The organism is Streptomyces sp. NPDC111802 (assembly GCF_055634335.1).
Window position 1 is genome coordinate 20,533 of sequence record NZ_JBVKCZ010000061.1, and the last position, 17,307, is coordinate 37,839.

Sequence of the window (17,307 nt, forward strand, 5' to 3'; positions counted from 1 at the left end):
AAAATGATTATCGATAACGTGTGCGCGTCAAGTCCGGCACCCCTTCACCGAGGGGCGATCCGGGCTGCTCTGACGACTGAACTCAAGGCGTGAAAAGGGGAGTTGTGGCTCATCTGCTGGTGGTCGAGAGCTGGGTCGGATCGATGAGCAGGCTGCTGCCACGCGCCATCCGCGAGGGCGGGCACGAGTTCACCTTCCTCACCCGTGACCTGCATCACTACCTGCGCTCGGCGCCCGAGGGGGCGGCGCATCCACTGCTCGGCGCCCGCAATGTGATCACCGCCGATACGAACGACGTCGACGCGCTGCTGCCCGAGGTGGAGCGGCTGCACTCGGTGCTGGGTTTCGACGGGGTGATCACCTCTTGCGACTACTACCTGCCGACGGTGGCCCGGATCGCCGCGCGGCTCGGGCTGCCCGGCCCCGGCCCCGAGGCGGTTCACAACGCCTGCCGCAAGGACGCCACCCGCCGTGTCCTCGCCGACTCGGGACTTCCCGGACCGCGCTTCGCCGTGCACGAGGAGTGGGCCGACCTCGCGCGGGCCGCCCGGGAGATCGGCTATCCGCTCGTCGCCAAGCCCGTCGACCTGTGCGCGGGCATGTATGTGCGGCGCGTCGAGCACGAGGCCGAACTCGCCGAGCTATTCCGGGCGTTGGCGGACTTCCCGGTCAACACCCGGGGACAGCGGCGGACCCCCGCCGTCCTCCTCGAAGAGCTCCTCGACGGCCCCGAGGTCAGCGTCGAGACCGTGTCCTACGCGGGCGCGGTGCACATGGTCGGCGTCACCGACAAGAGCGTCGGCGGCGCGCCCGCCTTCGTCGAGACCGGCCACATGTTCCCGGCCGCCCTGTCCCCCGCCGACCTCGACGCCGCCGAGCAGACCGCGCTCGGCGCGCTCAAGGCGCTCGGGCTGACCGACGCGGTCGTGGCGCACACCGAGATCAAGCTGACCGCCGCCGGACCGCGCGTCGTCGAGGTCAATCCCCGGCCCGCCGGGAACCGCATCACCGAACTCGTCCGCCATGTCACCGGCATCGACCTCGCCGCCGCCTTCGTGGACGTCGCCCTCGGCCGCACGCCCGACCTCAGGCGCACCGACACCGGGCTGCGCAGCGCCGCCATCGGCTTCCTCGTCCCGGACCGCGCGGGCACCCTCGAAGCGCTCGGCGCCGGGCAACTGGCCGAGGCAGCAGGTGTGCTGGAGGTGCAGCTCGCCGAGCCCGGCACCGCCGTGAAGGCGGCGGGCAGCAACAACGAGTACCTGGGCCATGTCATGGCCGGCGACCCCGAAGGGCCCGGCGCCCGCGACCGGGTCGAGCGCCTGTTGTCCGGGCTGCGCGCGGGGCTGGTGATCCGATGACCGCGGTCAGCGCCTGTCCGACGACGCCCTGTCGAACGTACGACGAGCTCGTGGCCCGCGTCCGCGCGGGCGCTCTCGGCCCCGACCCCCGCACACTGAGCGTCGCCGTCGCCTTCACCACCCGGCAGGCCGTACGGCACGACGGGCGCGGCACCGGCTACCGCAACGAGGTCCTCAGCCTGCGCCTCGCCGAGGCCGTCGGGTCGTGCGCGGTCGAGCCGGGGGAGCTGCCCGACAGCGCGCTGGACGACTGCGTGGGCGCCGATGTGGCCCGGCTCCTCGACCATCCGCTGCCCGCGGTGCGGGTGGCCGCCCTCGACGCCTACCTGATGCACAGCACCCCGCACACGCCGGAGCACGGCGCCCAGCCCCTCGCCCTGGCCGCCGGGTCGTCGCTGGAGAAGTCCCGGGCGCGAGCGTGGGCCGTGACCGAGCTGCTGGACCTGCCGGCCGGGGGCAGCGTGCTGGTGGTCGGTGTCGTCAACTCCCTGCTGGAGGCGTTGCGTTCGCGTCGGCTCGGCTATGTGCCGTGCGACCTCAAGGGCGGGACGACCGAGTGGGGCGAGCCGGTCGTCACCGACGCGCTCGCCGCCGCCGGGAGCTGTGACGCGCTGCTGGTGTCCGGGATGACCCTGGGCAACGGCACCTTCGAACCGCTGCGTGAGCACGCGCTGCGGCACGGCAAGCAGCTGGTGATGTTCGCGCAGACCGGCAGCGCGGTGCTGCCCCGCTTCCTGGGCCACGGCGTGAGCGCGGTGTGCGCGGAGCCGTACCCCTTCTTCTGGCTCGACGGCGGACCCGGCGTGGTCCATCGCTACCGCGGCTCCGGGAGCGGGCGATGACCGCGACGGCCGTACGCGCCACCGCGCAGCCGGAGTTGCTCGCGCTGCTCGGCCGTACCCCCGTCGTCCGCGTCACGGCCGAACTGCCGCATGCCCACCCGGGGTTCTGGGCCAAGCTCGAAGGACTCGCGGCGGGCGGCATGAAGGCACGGGCCGCCGTGTCCATGGTGCTCGGCGCACGGGAGCGCGGCGAACTGCGCCCCGGTGCCGCCGTGGTGGAGTCCACCTCCGGCACGCTCGGCATCGGGCTCGCCTTCGCAGGACAGGCACTCGGCCATCCCGTCGTGCTGGTCGGCGACAGCGAACTGGAGCCGTCCATGCGGCAGTTGCTGCGCGCCCACGGCGTCCGTCTGGAGATCGTGGATCGCCCCGCACCGCAGGGCGGCTGGCAGGCGGCCCGTCTCGGCCGACTGCGCGAACTGCTCGCCGAACTCCCCGGCGCCTACTGGCCCGACCAGTACAACAACCCCGACAACACCGCCGGTTACGCCTCCCTCGCCGCCGAACTAGGCGTCCAGCTCGACCACTTGGACATCCTGGTGTGCAGCGTCGGCACCGGCGGCCACAGCGCGGGAGTCATCGGCCCGCTGCGCCGGCGATGGCCCGCGCTCCGGCTCATCGGCGTCGACGCGACCGGCTCGACCATCTTCGGCCAGCCCGCCCGGCCCCGGCTGATGCGCGGCCTCGGCAGCAGCATCCACCCGCGCAACGTCGCCTACGACGCCTTCGACGAGGTCCACTGGATCGGCCCCGCCGAAGCCGTCGACAGCTGCCGCAGGCTCGCCCGGGGCTGCTTCGTCAGCGGCGGCTGGAGCACGGGGGCCGTGGCCCGCGTCGCCGCCTGGGCGGCCCGAGTGCACTCCGGCGCGGTCGTCGCCACCGTGTTCCCCGACGGGCCGCACCGCTACCTCGGCACCGTCTACGACGACGACTTCATCACCGCCCACGGCCTCGACCTCGCCGGTGCCGCCACCCGGCCCGTGGAGATACCGCACCCGTACGCCGCCGAGGCCGGCGGGTGGGGGCGATGTGCGCGGGTCGCCGATCCCCTCTCTTCCGGAAGGACGCGATGAAGGCCCGCCTGCGCACCGTACGTCTCGAACTCGCCGAGCCGCTGCGCATCTCCCGCTCCGTCATGACCGCCCGCGACGCCGTATGGCTGGGCGTGGAGCACGACGGGGTGACCGGATACGGCGAAGCCGTCAGCAGCGTGTACTACCGGCTGGACGCCGACACGCTCGTCCGGCTGATCTCGGCGATCGATCTGGAACGGTTCGCCGACCCCGAGAGCGCCTTGGAGGCGCTGGCCTCGGACACCGCGCCGCCGGCGGTCATCGCCGCCGTCGAGTCCGCGCTGCTGGACCTCGTCGGCAAGCGGGACGGCGTGCCTCTGCACCGTTTGCTGGGGACCGAGACGTCGTTCGGTGCCGCCACCGCACGCACCATCGGCATCACCTCGCTCGCGCACGCGGCTGCCGAGGCCCGGCGCCTTGCCGCGAGCGGATTCGAGATCGTCAAGGTGAAGGCGGGCTCGTCCGATCCCGAGGACGATGTGGAGCGCGTGCGGGTCATCCGTGACGCGGCTCCTCAAGTGCGGCTGCTGCTGGACCCGAACGGGGCCTGGAACGCGGCGGAGGCCGGGCGTCTGCTGCCCCGGTTCGCCGCGCTCGGCGTCGAGGCCGTCGAACAGCCTCTGCCGCCCGGTGACCCGGATGCGCTGGCCGCCCTCGCCGAGAGGTCGCCGCTGCCTGTCATCGCCGACGAGGACGCGGTGAGCGAGGAGGACGTACGGCGGCTGGCCGGACGCGTCCACGCGGTCAACGTCAAGCTCGCCGAGTGCGGGGGAGTTCGAGCGGCCCTGCGCATCGCGGAGCTGATCGAGGGCAGCGGGACGGAGCTGATGCTCGGCTGTCTCACCGCCAGCACCCTCGGCATCGCCCCCGCCGTCCATCTCGCCGACCGCGCCCGCTGGACCGACCTCGACGGGCATCTGCTGCTCGCCCACGACCCGTGGCGGGGGATCGGCGGTGCCGACGGCGTCGTACGCCCAAGTGCCCTGCCCGGTCTGGGAGTCGAGGAGGTGGCGGCCCATGCGCACATGGCATGAGATACGCGGCTTCCCGCTCGCCGTCCGGCTCCTGCTCGTCAACCAGCTCGGCGTCAACACCGGCTTCTATCTGCTCATCCCGTACCTCGCCACCCACCTCGGCGAGAACCTGGGCCTGTCGGCCGCGGTTGTCGGGATCGTGCTCGGAGTGCGCAACCTCAGCCAGCAGGGCCTGTTCATCATCGGCGGCTCGGCGTCGGACCGGCTCGGGGCACGGGGCGTCATCATCGCCGGGTGCGCCCTGCGGACCGTCGGGTTCGCCCTGTTCGCGCTGGGTGACGGGCTGCCGGTGCTGCTCGCCGCGTCCGTGCTCAGCGGGCTCGCGGGGGCGCTGTTCAACCCGGCCGTGCGGGCGTATCTCGCGCAGGAGGCGGGGGAGCGCAAGGCGGAGGCGTTCGCGCTGTTCAATGTGTTCGCCACGACCGGAGCGCTCATCGGGCCGCTGCTGGGCAGCGCCCTGCTGCTCGTCGACTTCCGTACGTCCGCGCTGACCGCCGCCGGGATCTTCGCCGCGCTCACCGTGGCCCAGGCGCTCGTCCTGCCCGCGCGGAAGGTCGAGCCGACCGGGAGCGGTGTGCTCGGCGACTGGCGGGAGGTGCTCGGCAACCGGGCCTTCCTGGCCTTCGCGCTCGCCATGGTCGGCATGTTCACGCTGGAGAACCAGCTGTATCTGCTGCTGCCCGACGGGGCGCGCGAGGCCACGGGCTGGGACGGGGCGGCCGGACTGGTCTTCCTGATCGGTACGGTGGCCAACCTCGCGCTCCAGTTGCGCATCACACGCGCCCTCAAGTCCCGTGGTGTCAGGCCCCTTTGGATCGCCGGCGGGCTCGCGGTGATGGGCCTTGCCTTCCTGCCGCCCCTGCTCGGCGGACCGCTCGTCCTGCTCAGCGCCCTCCTGCTCAATCTCGGCATCATGATCTGCTCCCCGTTCGTGATGGAGCTGATCCCGGGCTTCGGCCGCCGCGAGCTGACCGGTACGTACTTCGGGATCTTCTACGTCGTCTCCGGCATCGCCGCCGCCCTCGGCAACGCGGTCGTCGGCTGGGCCATGGACACCGGGGAGGGCCTGCCCTGGATCTGCTGTGCCGCCGTCGGACTGGCGTCGGCGGCCGGTGTGGGGTGGCTGCACCGGCGCGGGGCGCTGCCCCAGGTCGTCGAACAGAGCTACGCATGACCGGCGGCAACCTCCTCACCGACCACCCCGTCCTCTACGAGGCCCGCTTCCCCGACCCCGACCGGCTCGCCGGACGCTGGGCCGAGGACTGTCTGCGCCGCCATGGCGCCGGGCCGCGCGTGCTCGACATGGGCTGCGGCACCGGCCGCGACGCCGCCCATCTGCACTCCGTGGGCCGTACGGTGACCGGCGCCGACCTCTCCGAGACGATGCTGGCCCACGCCCGCGCCCACCACCCGGGCCCGGTGTACGTCAGGGCCGACCTGCACGGCTTCGACCTGGGCCGGGCCGCCTTCGACGCGGTCGTCTGCCTGGACAGCTCCCTGCTGTACTGCCACACCAACGACCAGCTCGACGGCTTCCTCGCCTCCTGCCGCCGCGCCCTCGCGCCGGGCGGGCTGCTGGTCGCGGAGATGCGCAACGGCGCGTACTTCCTGGGCCGTACCGATCTCCTCGACAGCCCGTCCGTGGACACCTTCAGCTGGCAGGGCAAGGCCTTCCGGTCCTCGACCACCCTGGCCGTCGACCGCACAGCCCAACTCCTGCGCCGCACCCGCGTGTGGACGACCGACGACGGCTCACCGCCCGTCGAGCAGCGCTCCGCGTGGCGGCTGCTGTTCCCGCAGGAGCTGCGCCACTTCCTCGCCGCGCACGGCTTCGAGGTGCTCGAACTGCACGACGGTCCGGGGCCGCGCACCGAACCGCCCTGGCGGCAGGGCGAATTGCCCTGCACCGGCACCAACACCTGCACCGGCACCGAAGCGGACCGGCTGCATGTCGTCGCGCGCCTGCACACCCACTGACACAAAGGACCACTCATGAACGACGAACGCTTTCCCGGCCTGCGCCGACGCGGATTCCTCGCCGCCACCTCGGGTGCGGCCGCCGCACTCGCCCTCGCCGGATGCGGCGGTTCCGGCGAGCCGGCGGCCTCCGACGGCACCCCCAAGCGCGGCGGCCGACTGCGTGCCGCCTTCGCCGGCGGCGGCGCGAGCGAGACCCTCGACCCGCATCTGGCCAACCTCTTCGCCGACGCGGCCCGCGCCAAGGCCCTCTTCGACAAGCTCGCGGACTACGACGCCGACCTCTCCGCCCGGCCTCGCCTGGCGGAGAAGTGGGAGTCGAACAAGACGCTGGACCGCTGGCAGGTGACACTGCGTCAGGCCACCTTCCACGACGGCAAGCCCGTCACCGCCAAGGACGTCCTCTACAGTTACCGCCGGATAGCCGACCCGAAGCAGGCGTTCCGGGCCAAGGCGTCGCTTGAGCCGATCGACCTCGATGCCAGCCGTGCGACCGGCGAGCGGAGCGTCGAGTTCGTGCTGAAGCGGCCCACCGCCGAATTCCCCAACGTCCTGGCGGCGTTCGGCGCGTACATCGTGCCGGAGAACGCGACCGAGTTCGACGACCGGCCGATCGGCTCGGGTCCCTTCCGGTTCGTCTCGTTCGCCCCCGGCCGCTCCGCCGTCTTCCGCCGCAACGACGACTACTGGGACGGGGCCCCGCTCCTCGACGAGATCGAGTTCGTCGTCGCCAACGAGGAGTCCGCCCGGGTCAACGCCCTCCTCGGCGGCCAGGTCGAGTACGCGCACGAGCTCAACCCGACCACCGCCCGCGCGTACGAGGGCCGGGGCCAGATCGAGATCGTCCGGCTGCGCAACAGCGCCATGCAGGCCTTCTGCATGAAGACCGACCGGGCGCCCTTCGACGACAAGCGGGTCCGCGAGGCGTTCTTCCTCATCGCCGACCGCCAGGAACTCGTCGACGGCGCGCTGTCCGGCGCGGGCGAGGTCGGCAACGACCTGTTCGGCAAGGGGTACGAGTACTACGCCGCCGGCCTGCCGCAACGCACACAGGATCTCGACAAGGCCCGCGCCCTGCTCAAGCAGGCGGGCGCCGAGAAGCTGAAGGTCACCCTGGACACCTCGGCCGTCGCGGCCGGGTTCACCGAGGCCGCCGGCATCTTCCGGGACCAGGCCGCCGCGGCGGGCGTCACGATCGACGTGAAGATGGGCAGCAAGGACTCCTACTGGAGCGACATCCTCGACGGCGGCACCCTGTGCTGCTACCGCTCCGGCGCCATGCCCATCGAGGCCCACCTCTCCCAGCGGCTGCTCACCGACTCCACCACCAACGCCACCAAGTGGCGGCACAAGGACTTCGACGCCCTCTACCAGCAGGCCCAGTCCACCCGCGACAAGACCGAGCGGGCCGCCGTCTACGAGCGCATGCAGCGCCGGCTGTACGCCGAGGGCGGCTTCCTCATCTGGGGCTTCGCCGACTGGATCATCGGAACGGCCCGTGCGGTGAAGGGAGTTGAGACCAAGGCCCCCGCCAACACCCTCGACTGGGCCCGCTTCGACAAGGTGTGGCTCGCGTGAGCGGACTTCGCTCATTCGTCGCCCGGCGGCTGCTCCTCGGCGCCGCGCAGACCGTGGCCGTCGTGCTGCTGGTCTTCGCGCTCACCGAGGCGCTGCCGGGCGACGCGGCGGTCGCCCTCGCCGGGGACCAGCCGGACCCCGCGCGCATCGCCGCGATCCGCGAGGCGATGGACCTGGACCGGCCGGCGTACCAGCGGCTGGCCGACTGGACGACGGGCCTGCTGCACGGCGACCTCGGCACGTCCCTGACCTCCGGCCGTCCGGTCACCCAGTACATCGCCGACGGCTTCGGCCCGACCCTGCTGCTGGCCGCGCTGACGCTCACCCTCCTCGTCCCGCTCGGCCTCGGCCTCGGCGTGCTCGCCGCCCGTCACGAGGGAGGACCCGTCGACCGGCTGGTCAGCTCGGTGACGCTGGCCGTGTACGCCGTCCCCGAGTTCGCGCTCGGGGTGCTGCTGGTGACGGTCCTCGCCCTCGAGCTGGCCTGGTTCCCGCCCACGGCCGTCGGCTACGGCACCGACCTGCTCGCCCACCCGGCGGCGCTGGTGCTGCCGGTGCTGGTCCTGCTGTCACGCCCGGTGTGCTCCCTGTCCCGCCTGGTGCGGGCCGGCATGGTCGACGCCCTCGCCTCCCCGTACGCCGCCCACGCCCGCCGGTACGGCGTCCCCGGCACCCGCGTCCGCTACGCCCACGCCCTGCCGAACGCCCTGGCCCCGGCCGTGCAGCAACTCGCCCGCACCGTCGACTGGCTGCTGTGCGGCGTCATCGTCGTGGAGGCCCTCTTCGTGATCCCGGGCCTCGGGACGGTCCTCCTCAACGCCGTGGCCGAACGCGACGTACCCGTGGTGCAGGGGCTGGCCGTGGTGTTCGGCGTGCTGACCGTCGTACTCAACCTCGGTGCCGACCTGGTGGCCCACCGGCTCACACCCCGCGCGGGGGTGGCCGCATGACGCGGCGCCGTTTCGCGCTCGGCCTCGCCGTCGTCGCCGTACCCCTCGCACTGGCGTTGCTCGGACCGCTCTTCGCCGGCGGCCCGGGCCCCCGCGCCACCTCCTTCACTCTCGGCGACGGGCACTGGCTCGGCACCGACTTCGTGGGCCGCGACGTCCGGCGACAGGTCCTGCTGGGCGGCCCTACGGTCGTGGTCACCGCCCTGGCGGCGACCGCGCTCGCCTATCTCGTCGCCGTCCCGGTCGCGCTCATCAGCGCGCTCACCCGCCTCCGCCCGCTGGAGGACCTGCTGATGCGGCCGCTGGACGTGCTGCTCGCCGTGCCGTCCCTGCTGCTGATCCTGCTCGTGGCCTCCGTGCTGACACCGGGCGCCGCCGGGCTCGCGCTGCTCGTGGCGCTGGTGAACGTGCCGGACGCCGCCCGGATCGTGCGTGCCGCGGCGGGCGAGGCGGCGGCACGCCCCGCCGTCGAGGCGCTGCGCATGCAGGGCGAGACCTGGTGGCGGATCGCCGTCGGATACGTCGGCCGCTCGGCGCTGCGCACCCTCGCCGCCGACGCCGGGATCCGGCTGACCGGCGTGCTGTATCTGGTGTCGACGGCCGCGTTCCTCGGCGTCGGGGTCGCGCCGGACGCCGCCGACTGGGCGGTGATGGTCGACCGCAACCGCACCGGGCTGCTGGTGCAGCCCTGGGCCGTGGTGATGCCCGCACTGCTGATCGTGGCGCTGACGATGGGCACCAACCTGCTCTTCGACGCCGCGCTGGAGAAGAGAGGGCGACGCCCGTGAACCATGAGAGGGACCCCGCCGCCGAGATCCGCGGCCTGCGCGTCGAGATCGACGGCCGTGTGATCGTCGACGGCGTGAACCTGCGGGCCCTGCCCGGGAGGGTGACCGCGCTCGTCGGTGCGTCCGGCAGCGGCAAGACCACGACCGGCCTGGCGCTGCTGGGGGAGTATCCGCCCTGCGCCCGTGTCACGGGCGAGGTACGGCGGCCGGACGACGGCCCGGTGGGCTATGTCCCCCAGCACCCCGCCGCCGTCCTCAACCCCGCCCGCCGGGTCGGCGCCCTTCTCGACGACATCGCCCGCCCCCGGGTCCGTCACCTGCGCCGCGCGCAACGCCGTACGGCGGCCCGCGCGCTGGTCCTGCGAGCCCTGGCCGACGCCCAACTCCCCAATGCCGAGGCCCTGTTGCGTCACCATCCGCACCAGCTCTCCGGCGGCCAGCAGCAGCGCGTCGTCCTCGCACAGGCTCTGCTGCTCGGCGCCCGTGTGATCGTCGCCGACGAACCCACCACCGGGCAGGACGCGTTGACCAAGAGCCGGATCGTGGAGCAGCTGGCGGCCGTCGCGGCGCGCGGGATCGCGGTCGTCCTGCTGAGCCACGACCTCGACGTGGTCCGCGCCCTCGCCGACGAGGTCCTCGTCATGCGCGCGGGCCGGGTCGTGGAGTCGGGGCCGGCGGCACGGCTGTGGACGGCGCCCCGGCACGAGTGGACCCGCCGGCTGCTCGACGAGCGGCGCCCGGTCCGACCGGACGCGACGCGCACGAACCGGGTCCAACACGCCCTGCAAGTACGGGACTTGACCGCCGTACACGACCGCCGGACCGTCGTACTGCGCGCCCCGCGCCTCGTCCTCCACCCCGGCGAATGCCTCGCCGTGGTCGGGCGCTCCGGCAGCGGCAAGACCACGCTGGCCCGCTGCCTCGCGGGCCTGCACCGCGAACACGGCGGCGAGATCCTGCTCGCCGGCACACCGCTCCCGCGCAGCCTGCGCCACCGCAGCCGGGCCCAACTGGCCGCCGTGCAGTACGTCTTCCAGGACGCCCGCGCCGCGTTCGACGAGCACCGGCCGGTGCTCGACCAGGTGGCCCGCACGGCGGTACGGCTGCGCGGTGTCGAGGAACGGGCGGCCATGGACGAGGCGTCGGCCACCCTGAACCGCCTCGGCCTGCCGCAGGACCCGGCCCGTCGCCGCCCCGGCGCACTCTCCGGCGGTGAACTCCAGCGCGCCGCCCTCGCCCGCGCACTGCTCGCCCGCCCCAGGGTGCTGATCTGCGACGAGGTCACCTCCGGACTCGACACGGTGACCCGGCGCGGCATCCTCGACGTCCTCGCGGGACTGGTGGGCGCGGGTGACGGCCGGGCGGGCGAGGGCGGCGGTCTGTCCCTCGTCCTCGTCACCCACGACCTGGACACGGCACGGCTCGCGCACCGCATCGCCGTACTGGACGCCGGGGAAGTCGTCGAACAGGGAGCGGCCCAGCGGATCCTGACGGCGCCTCAGCACCCGTTCACGATCTCCCTCATGGAGACGACGGAGCGGCTGGAGACGGGAACCCGTGGCTGAGAGCCGACCGCGGGCACTTCGCGGAGGAGACGGGAAGGCCTCCGCGAGCGGCCCGGGGGTCGGCGGCTGTGGATGCTGCACCGGGGCTACGACCTGGTCGGCAGGCCTCGGCGGCGCGGGCGGGCGGTGGCCCGGGCGAGCAGGACGTGGATCTGGCGTACCGCGTCTGCCGGGTGGGTGGCCGGGGTGGCGAAGGGCAGTCGGACGTCGTGGTGGGAGTCCGGTGACTCCAGCCGCAGCACCAGGCCGTGCCGGTCGAGGCGTAGCGGCCGTACGTCGGTCGCTGCGAGCCGCTGCCGGGCCGGGAGCAGCCGGGCGAGCGGCGCCACGGTGTCGGCGTGGGCCGCGTGAAGCCGGGCCAGCATCTCCGCCTCGTGGGTGGCCAGGGGGTCGGGGGCGGCCAAGGTCAGTTCATCGAGCCCGATGACGGTCGTCGCGTCCCCCTCCGTGAGTACGGCCCGCACCGGATGGAACAACAGGGCCTTCGGGCCGAGGGCGGTCAGCCGGCCGCCCAGCGTCAGCCGGGCGCGCACCCGTTCGCGTACGGCGACGGGGGCGACGTCGGTGAACTCGACCAGGGCGGTCAGGCCGCCCTCGGGTGCCACGGCCAGTTCGGCGGCGAGGAGGGCGTCCGGCGGGTTCTGCAGGAGCAGCCGTGCGGCGGCGTCGACGGTGTGCAGGCCGATCAGCTCCACGCGATGGCCGTGCGTGGTGACGGTCAGCGAGCCGGCCGCCGAGAGCACCGAGCGGGCACGCTCGGCGGGCGTCGGCTCAGGGCGGGTGGCAGCAGGCATGGGAACCTTTCGAGCACATCGACTTCAACTTAGGTAAGGCTAACTTTATCTGACCTCGGGTGTCTTCACCAACCCGTCAGCAGCAGGTGATTGACGAGCAGCGCGAGCACGGCCTGCGCCGCGAGCCAGGCGCGCGGTCTCGTCAGAAACGCACAGGCGGGCAGCAGCCACAGCGCGAACGGCAGCCAGATCCGCTCCGTCTCCGCCTTGCTCATCCCCGACAGATCGGCGACGAGCATCGCGACCAGCGCCCCGAGCACCAGCACGCCGAGGCGGAACGCGGCCGTACGTTCCCGGCGCAGCAGCACGCTCCCGGTCCGCCGCAGCCCCGCCACTGTCGCCAGGCCCACCACCAGCACCTGGCAGGCGAGATTGGCCCACACCCAGTAGGCCTGCGGCCGGGTGCCGCCGGCGCCCTGGTCGTAGCGGGTGACCAGCAGGTCGTACGCCTCCCACCAGTAGAAGCCGAGCGCCGTGAACACGACCGGCACGACCGCGAAACCCACCAACGCGAAGGGGAGGGGCCGGGCCCGCCGGGAGCCCAGCACCAGGACGGCGGCGGCGATCACTACGTACAGCGTCAGGCCGTACGACAGAAAGACGGTCAGCCCGAACAGCAGCCCAGCGGCGAGGCCGGTCCGGCGCGGCCGGTGCCCTGTCACCGCGAGCGCGAGCAACGCCACCGCCCAGGCCGCGACCGCCGCGAAGTAGCCGTCGGCGGAGGTCCCCATCCACACCGCGGCCGGCGCCAGCACCAGGAACGGCGCGGCGCGGCGGGCGAGCCTCTCGTCGGCGAGGGTGCGGATGGTGACGAGGATGCCCAGCGCGGCGGCCGCCCCGACGGTGATGCACCAGGCCCCGGCCCACGCGCCGCCGCCCAGGCCGATGCGGTCGAGGTAGACGAAGGTGAGGGTGGCCGCCGGGGGATGCCCGGCGATGTGCGCGGGCCAGTGCTCCGGTGAGGCGCCGACCACGATGTGCTCGGTGAAGTGCCGCAGCGTCGCGGGGATGTCCCGGAAGTCGTCGATGACCTGCAGATACTCGTACCGGGTCGTCAGCCGGCGGGCGATGCCGCGGTGCCAGCCGTCGATCAGCGCCAGCGACCAGGTCCAGGCCATGCCCGTCCCCCAGACGGCGAGCAGCAGCCGCCGCCAGGGCAGGCGCGCGGCAAGCGCCGGGCCGTACGCCACGACGGCGACCGCGACGGCGATCGCGGCCGGTGTGCCCGGTCCGAGATGCGGTTTCCAGTAGGCCAGGAGTGGCGGCCAGTTGACGAACAGGGTGCCGTCCCGGTGCTCGATCGCGGTGCCGACCACGGCGGCGGTGGCGAAGAGCAGGACGGCGGCCGCGACGGCGTACAGATCGCGACGGAGGTCTCGGCGTGCGGCCGGGCAGGTGTCGGCGGGGGCCTCGGGCAGAAGATCGCTGGTCACGTCTCAGACGCTAGGACGCCCAGGGTGCGCCGGACGCGTGACGGGCGCGGACGTCAGAGATTCGTCATGGTTCACGGCGGCGTTTTGGGCCCCGCTTCGGCCTACGGTCGGCCCATGGCACGGTCTCCCTTCTCACCCTCCTTCTGGCGCAGCCCGCTGCGCGGCCCCTGGCTGACCTCGGTACTGGGCGTCGTACTGCTCGGCGGGATCACGGTGCTGTTCGTGACGGGGCTGGTGTCGTACGCCGCCTACAACCCGAACCTGTCGCCGGTGAACGACAAGACCCCGGACAAGGGCATCCTGGGCTTCTACCTCTTCTCCTGGCCGACCGACCCGCACTGGCTGTACCGGCTCAACCAGGGCATCCACGTCACGCTGGGCATCACGCTGATCCCCGTGCTGCTCGCCAAGCTGTGGTCGGTCGTGCCGAGGCTCTTCACGCTGCCGCCGGCACGGTCGCTCGCGCACGGGCTGGAACGGCTCTCGCTGCTGCTGCTGGTCGGGGGCGCGCTGTTCGAGTTCGTGACCGGCGTGCTCAACGTCCAGCTCGACTACATCTTCCCCGGTTCCTTCTACACCCTGCACTTCTACGGGGCGTGGGTCTTCATCGCCGCGTTCGTCGCGCACGCCGTGCTGAAAGTGCCCACGGCCTGGCGCAATCTGCGCCAACTCCGCGAGGAGAAGAACGACTTGGTCCCGCCGAGTCCCGCCGAGCCGACGGTCTCCCGACGTGGCGCGCTGTGGTTCGTCGGCGGCGGCTCACTGCTGCTGTTCGCCACGACCGTCGGGCAGAACTTCGGCGGCGCCCTGCGCCGGACCGCCCTCCTCGCCCCGCACGGCGGCGCCGACCCGGGCAGCGGGCCGGGCGGCTTCCAGATCAACAAGACAGCCGCGTACGCCGGGATCCGCGCGGCCGACACGGACGAGGAGGCGTGGCGCCTGGTCGTCGAGGGCCGGGACGGCCGGACGGTCCGCCTCACCCGCGCCGACCTGCTCGGCATGAAACTGCACAGCGCGGCCCTGCCCATCGCCTGCGTGGAGGGCTGGTCGACGTCCGACCAGTGGTGGCGCGGCGTACGGCTGCGTGACCTGGCGGCGCTGGTGGGCTACGACGGAGACCCACCGGATGTGTTCGTCGAGTCGCTCCAGCAGAGCGGCGCCTTCCGGAAGGCCGCACTGCGCTCCAACCAGGTCGCCGACCCCCGCTCCCTCCTGGCCCTGTTCGTCAACGGCGAGGACCTGACGCCCGACCACGGATACCCGGCGCGGATCATCGTGCCCGCCGCGCCCGGTGTGCTGAACACCAAGTGGGTGGCGCGCCTGACGTTCGGAGACCTGTGATGCGACGCCCCAAGCCGATCCCGGTCGGCAGCCCCCTTCAACTCCTCCTTCTCCTCTGCTCGTTCGCGCTCGCCGCGTACGCGGGGCTACGGCTGCTGGAGGACGACTGGTTCGAGGTCGCGCTGTGGTTCGTGGGGGCGGCGATCGTCCATGACCTCGTCCTGGTGCCGCTGTACGGCGCGGCGGATCAGGTGCTGCTACGAGGTTCGGAGGCGGTCGACCGCCGGCGCTGGATGCCGTACGTCCGCGTTCCCGCCGCGCTGTCCCTGCTGCTCCTGCTGGTGTGGTTCCCCCTGATCACCGGCCGGGTGGCGGACCGCTACGCCCGCGGCACGGGCATGTCCACGGACGTCTTCCTGCCCCGCTGGCTGCTGATCACGGCGGTGCTCTTCGGCGGCTCGGCGGCGCTGCTCGCGATCAGCCGATGGCGATCCGGGGGTGGGCCGAGGGCGTGATCCAGCTCATGATGCGGTCCATGGTGGCCCGGGGCACGGAGACGCAGCCGGCGGTGGCGCCGTTGCCGTTGACGTGGAGGAAGATGCCGGCGCCGCGGCCGGGCGTGGCCGGCCATCGGTTGAAGTTGATGACGAGGGCCTTGGCGTACTGGACCGGGTAGTTGACCAGGTGCTCGCTGCCGCGGTCGCCGGACTCGGTGAGCGGGAAGTCCGCGCCTGCTTCGCCGTGCATGGAGTTGTAGAACTTCGACTCGGGGTCCTCCACCCACCAGTCGTCGTTCGTGACCCGGTGGTACGGCATGGCGGTGCCGCCCGCCTCGACGCCGAAGCCCTCGGTGATGGTGTAGGTGCCGGTGGGCGTGGTGTACGTGCCCTGTCGGCGGGTGGCCCCGTCGGTCACGCCGTTGGAGCCGACGCGGGCGGCGCTGGTGCTGAACTGCGCCTTCCAGCCCGAGGACCCCTTGGCCCAGGCGGTGACAGTGGCGTAGGAGCCGCCCGCCTTGACGGTGAGGAGCTGGGTGGCGTCGCCGGTCTCGACCGGCACCGGGAAGTCGGGTGCGGCAGGGGCCGGTGCGGCCGCCGTGGCAGGGGAGCCGCTCGCGCCACCGGCGGTCTCGCCCGTGGCGCTGTCCGATGCGGAGGCGGACGCCGAGGGCGAGGCGGACACGCGGCCGGAGGCCGATGCGGAGGGGCTGGCGGAAGGGGAGCCGGAGGCGCTGGGCGATGCGCTGCGGGCGGCGGGCTCCTCGGGTGACCGTGACACCTCGACCGAGTCGGCGGCCGGGGTCCGCTGGTCGTCCTGCCCGGCGCAGGCGGAGGTCATCGCCAGGGCGCTGAAGGCTGCGGCGGTGATCAGAACGTGCCGGGGAAGGGCTTGCACGGGGAACTCCTTGCTGGGGCGATGAAGCGGGTGGGGTCAGCTCGCGGTCGCGGGCTCGGCGGGCAGGGCACCGGTGCAGGTGGCCCGTCCGAACGTGCCGGTGGCGGTGGCGCTTTGGACGTGTCGGCCGCGGATCGCGAGGGTGCAGCGGGCCTGCCCGCCCTTCTCGGTGAGCACGATGCTGACGATCGGGTCCCGGCCGACGGGGACGTCGACGGTCTTGCGCCAGGGCAGGGCGGCGCCTTTGACGACGGTGGCCCTTCCGGCCTCGCTGCGGGCCTGGAAGGTGATGTCGGCGGAGCCCTCGCCGGTCACCTCGTAGGTCACGGAGGCGGTCGGGACGCTGCGCTCGGCCCCCTTGTCACCGCCCTCGCCGGAGTCGAGGACGCCGTACCCGACGAGGCCCGCGCAGGCGGCCAGTACCGCGCCCGCCACGACGAGCCCGGAACGGTCCGCGCGCCGGAAAAGTGATGGCGTCGTGGGTTCCTGTGTGTCGCCGGCCATGAAAGTCCCCCTTCGGAATACGAGTGATCGGATCGAACCGGCCGGGTTATAGCCGAGGTTCTCCGCCGATGTCCAGCGAGGGGAAATATCGGGCAACCAGCGACCGCGCAAGGTCAAAGGTCCGTATTGTCCCGGCACTTGACAGTGCGTCAGCGAAATGAATAGAAACCCGGCGCCCCCGCCTGTGGGCTCGTTTTCTCGCGGTGGGGTGAATTTCGGCGGCATGTTTGTGCCACGACGCATGAGGAAAGGTTTGGCGTGAAACCCAGACTGGGCAGGCTGATGGCGTGCCTGGTGGTAGCCGCGGTGACGAGCACCGCGTTGCCCCAGGTAGCGTATGCGGCGCCCGCTGACGACGGTGACGAAAAGGGCATTATCGATACCGTCAAGGGCTGGTTCGCGGATGACGACGACAGCGGAGAGCTGGACAAGCCGCCGTCCCACGATGAATTGGGGATAGCGGACCGGGAGAAAGCCACCTGGCCCAAGAGTGATCCGAAGGCGAAGCGCGTCAGGGAGCTGACAGGTAAACGCACGGCGAGCGCGCGGTTCTGGCAGATGTCGGACGGGCGCATCGAAGCGGAATTGTCGGCGGTGCCGACGTCCTACCGTTCCGGGTCGGGCAAGAAGGCGTCCTGTACTACAGGGGAGGTTCGTGTCGGCTAGCGGGGTGATTCGTTGAGCCTGGTGTGGAGAAGACGCTGCGTGATGTGGAGTTGTGGGCGGAGTGGT

General features: G+C 72.6%; 17 protein-coding genes. 13 read left to right on the forward strand and 4 right to left on the reverse strand.

What is annotated here, in order from left to right; translation table 11 throughout:
- Positions 1–104 precede the first annotated feature (104 nt).
- Genes ACZ7NC_RS40055 through ACZ7NC_RS40100 form a run of 10 tightly spaced genes read left to right on the forward strand, consistent with a single transcriptional unit; the run spans position 105 to position 11,168 of the window.
- A complete protein-coding gene (locus ACZ7NC_RS40055; protein ID WP_471496287.1) occupies positions 105–1,361 on the forward strand; it encodes an ATP-grasp domain-containing protein in 1,257 nt (418 codons plus the stop codon).
- Complete coding sequence (locus ACZ7NC_RS40060; protein ID WP_471496251.1) at positions 1,358–2,203, forward strand: Rossmann-like domain-containing protein; 846 nt, start codon at positions 1,358–1,360, stop codon at positions 2,201–2,203. Before ACZ7NC_RS40055 ends, ACZ7NC_RS40060 begins: the two co-directional genes overlap by 4 nt.
- Positions 2,200–3,276, forward strand: coding sequence for a PLP-dependent cysteine synthase family protein (locus ACZ7NC_RS40065; RefSeq protein WP_471496253.1), 1,077 nt, complete (start codon positions 2,200–2,202; stop codon positions 3,274–3,276). Before ACZ7NC_RS40060 ends, ACZ7NC_RS40065 begins: the two co-directional genes overlap by 4 nt.
- Positions 3,273–4,310, forward strand: a complete 1,038-nt coding sequence (locus tag ACZ7NC_RS40070) for a dipeptide epimerase (RefSeq protein ID WP_471496255.1) — start codon at positions 3,273–3,275, stop codon at positions 4,308–4,310. Before ACZ7NC_RS40065 ends, ACZ7NC_RS40070 begins: the two co-directional genes overlap by 4 nt.
- The gene (locus ACZ7NC_RS40075) at positions 4,294–5,484 is read left to right on the forward strand and encodes an MFS transporter (protein WP_471496257.1); all 1,191 of its coding nucleotides are present in this window, start codon (positions 4,294–4,296) and stop codon (positions 5,482–5,484) included. Before ACZ7NC_RS40070 ends, ACZ7NC_RS40075 begins: the two co-directional genes overlap by 17 nt.
- Positions 5,481–6,287: a class I SAM-dependent DNA methyltransferase gene (locus ACZ7NC_RS40080; RefSeq protein ID WP_471496259.1), complete on the forward strand. Its 807-nt coding sequence runs from the start codon at positions 5,481–5,483 to the stop codon at positions 6,285–6,287. Before ACZ7NC_RS40075 ends, ACZ7NC_RS40080 begins: the two co-directional genes overlap by 4 nt.
- A 15-nt stretch (positions 6,288–6,302) precedes the next feature.
- Positions 6,303–7,865 carry an ABC transporter substrate-binding protein gene (locus tag ACZ7NC_RS40085; protein WP_471496261.1) on the forward strand — a complete coding sequence of 521 codons (1,563 nt, stop codon included), beginning with the start codon at positions 6,303–6,305 and terminating at the stop codon, positions 7,863–7,865.
- Positions 7,862–8,815, forward strand: a complete 954-nt coding sequence (locus ACZ7NC_RS40090) for an ABC transporter permease (protein WP_471496263.1) — start codon at positions 7,862–7,864, stop codon at positions 8,813–8,815. Before ACZ7NC_RS40085 ends, ACZ7NC_RS40090 begins: the two co-directional genes overlap by 4 nt.
- Positions 8,812–9,603, forward strand: coding sequence for an ABC transporter permease subunit (locus ACZ7NC_RS40095; protein ID WP_471496265.1), 792 nt, complete (start codon positions 8,812–8,814; stop codon positions 9,601–9,603). Before ACZ7NC_RS40090 ends, ACZ7NC_RS40095 begins: the two co-directional genes overlap by 4 nt.
- Complete coding sequence (locus ACZ7NC_RS40100; protein WP_471496267.1) at positions 9,600–11,168, forward strand: ABC transporter ATP-binding protein; 1,569 nt, start codon at positions 9,600–9,602, stop codon at positions 11,166–11,168. The genes ACZ7NC_RS40095 and ACZ7NC_RS40100 overlap by 4 nt, the downstream gene beginning before the upstream one ends.
- Positions 11,169–11,254: 86 nt before the next feature.
- Here ACZ7NC_RS40100 and ACZ7NC_RS40105 read toward each other — a convergent pair whose 3' ends face one another.
- Both ACZ7NC_RS40105 and ACZ7NC_RS40110 read right to left on the reverse strand, forming a co-directional pair.
- The gene (locus ACZ7NC_RS40105; RefSeq protein ID WP_471496270.1) at positions 11,255–11,962 is read right to left on the reverse strand and encodes a DUF2470 domain-containing protein; all 708 of its coding nucleotides are present in this window, start codon (positions 11,960–11,962) and stop codon (positions 11,255–11,257) included.
- A gap of 65 nt (positions 11,963–12,027) precedes the next feature.
- The gene (locus tag ACZ7NC_RS40110; RefSeq protein WP_471496272.1) at positions 12,028–13,395 is read right to left on the reverse strand and encodes a hypothetical protein; all 1,368 of its coding nucleotides are present in this window, start codon (positions 13,393–13,395) and stop codon (positions 12,028–12,030) included.
- Between the two features lie 114 nt (positions 13,396–13,509).
- Here ACZ7NC_RS40110 and ACZ7NC_RS40115 point away from each other — a divergent pair, with 114 nt between their 5' ends.
- On the forward strand, positions 13,510–14,736 hold the full coding sequence (locus tag ACZ7NC_RS40115; RefSeq protein ID WP_471496275.1) for a molybdopterin-dependent oxidoreductase: 1,227 nt from the start codon (positions 13,510–13,512) through the stop codon (positions 14,734–14,736).
- Positions 14,736–15,191 (forward strand): hypothetical protein, encoded by a 456-nt coding sequence (locus ACZ7NC_RS40120; RefSeq protein ID WP_471496277.1) that lies wholly within the window; start codon positions 14,736–14,738, stop codon positions 15,189–15,191. Before ACZ7NC_RS40115 ends, ACZ7NC_RS40120 begins: the two co-directional genes overlap by 1 nt.
- On the opposite strand, the gene ACZ7NC_RS40125 is transcribed toward ACZ7NC_RS40120, so the two are convergent.
- The gene (locus tag ACZ7NC_RS40125; protein ID WP_471496279.1) at positions 15,154–16,071 is read right to left on the reverse strand and encodes a L,D-transpeptidase family protein; all 918 of its coding nucleotides are present in this window, start codon (positions 16,069–16,071) and stop codon (positions 15,154–15,156) included. The two genes, ACZ7NC_RS40120 and ACZ7NC_RS40125, sit on opposite strands and share 38 nt — an antisense overlap.
- 36 nt (positions 16,072–16,107) lie before the next feature.
- Complete coding sequence (locus tag ACZ7NC_RS40130; RefSeq protein ID WP_471496281.1) at positions 16,108–16,575, reverse strand: hypothetical protein; 468 nt, start codon at positions 16,573–16,575, stop codon at positions 16,108–16,110.
- Between the two features lie 258 nt (positions 16,576–16,833).
- Between ACZ7NC_RS40130 and ACZ7NC_RS40135 the strand changes: the two genes are divergently transcribed.
- The gene (locus ACZ7NC_RS40135; RefSeq protein ID WP_471496284.1) at positions 16,834–17,241 is read left to right on the forward strand and encodes a hypothetical protein; all 408 of its coding nucleotides are present in this window, start codon (positions 16,834–16,836) and stop codon (positions 17,239–17,241) included.
- Positions 17,242–17,307 lie beyond the last annotated feature (66 nt).

What these genes read in the sequence shown, in the direction of transcription:
- ACZ7NC_RS40115 (WP_471496275.1), top strand. Translation starts at nt 13,510, where the DNA reads ATGGCACGGTCTCCCTTCTCACCCTCCTTCTGGCGCAGCCCGCTGCGC.
- ACZ7NC_RS40120 (WP_471496277.1), top strand. Translation starts at nt 14,736, where the DNA reads ATGCGACGCCCCAAGCCGATCCCGGTCGGCAGCCCCCTTCAACTCCTC.
- ACZ7NC_RS40105 (WP_471496270.1), bottom strand. Translation starts at nt 11,962, where the DNA reads ATGCCTGCTGCCACCCGCCCTGAGCCGACGCCCGCCGAGCGTGCCCGC.
- ACZ7NC_RS40085 (WP_471496261.1), top strand. Translation starts at nt 6,303, where the DNA reads ATGAACGACGAACGCTTTCCCGGCCTGCGCCGACGCGGATTCCTCGCC.
- ACZ7NC_RS40065 (WP_471496253.1), top strand. Translation starts at nt 2,200, where the DNA reads ATGACCGCGACGGCCGTACGCGCCACCGCGCAGCCGGAGTTGCTCGCG.
- ACZ7NC_RS40075 (WP_471496257.1), top strand. Translation starts at nt 4,294, where the DNA reads ATGCGCACATGGCATGAGATACGCGGCTTCCCGCTCGCCGTCCGGCTC.
- ACZ7NC_RS40060 (WP_471496251.1), top strand. Translation starts at nt 1,358, where the DNA reads ATGACCGCGGTCAGCGCCTGTCCGACGACGCCCTGTCGAACGTACGAC.
- ACZ7NC_RS40080 (WP_471496259.1), top strand. Translation starts at nt 5,481, where the DNA reads ATGACCGGCGGCAACCTCCTCACCGACCACCCCGTCCTCTACGAGGCC.
- ACZ7NC_RS40130 (WP_471496281.1), bottom strand. Translation starts at nt 16,575, where the DNA reads ATGGCCGGCGACACACAGGAACCCACGACGCCATCACTTTTCCGGCGC.
- ACZ7NC_RS40070 (WP_471496255.1), top strand. Translation starts at nt 3,273, where the DNA reads ATGAAGGCCCGCCTGCGCACCGTACGTCTCGAACTCGCCGAGCCGCTG.
- ACZ7NC_RS40095 (WP_471496265.1), top strand. Translation starts at nt 8,812, where the DNA reads ATGACGCGGCGCCGTTTCGCGCTCGGCCTCGCCGTCGTCGCCGTACCC.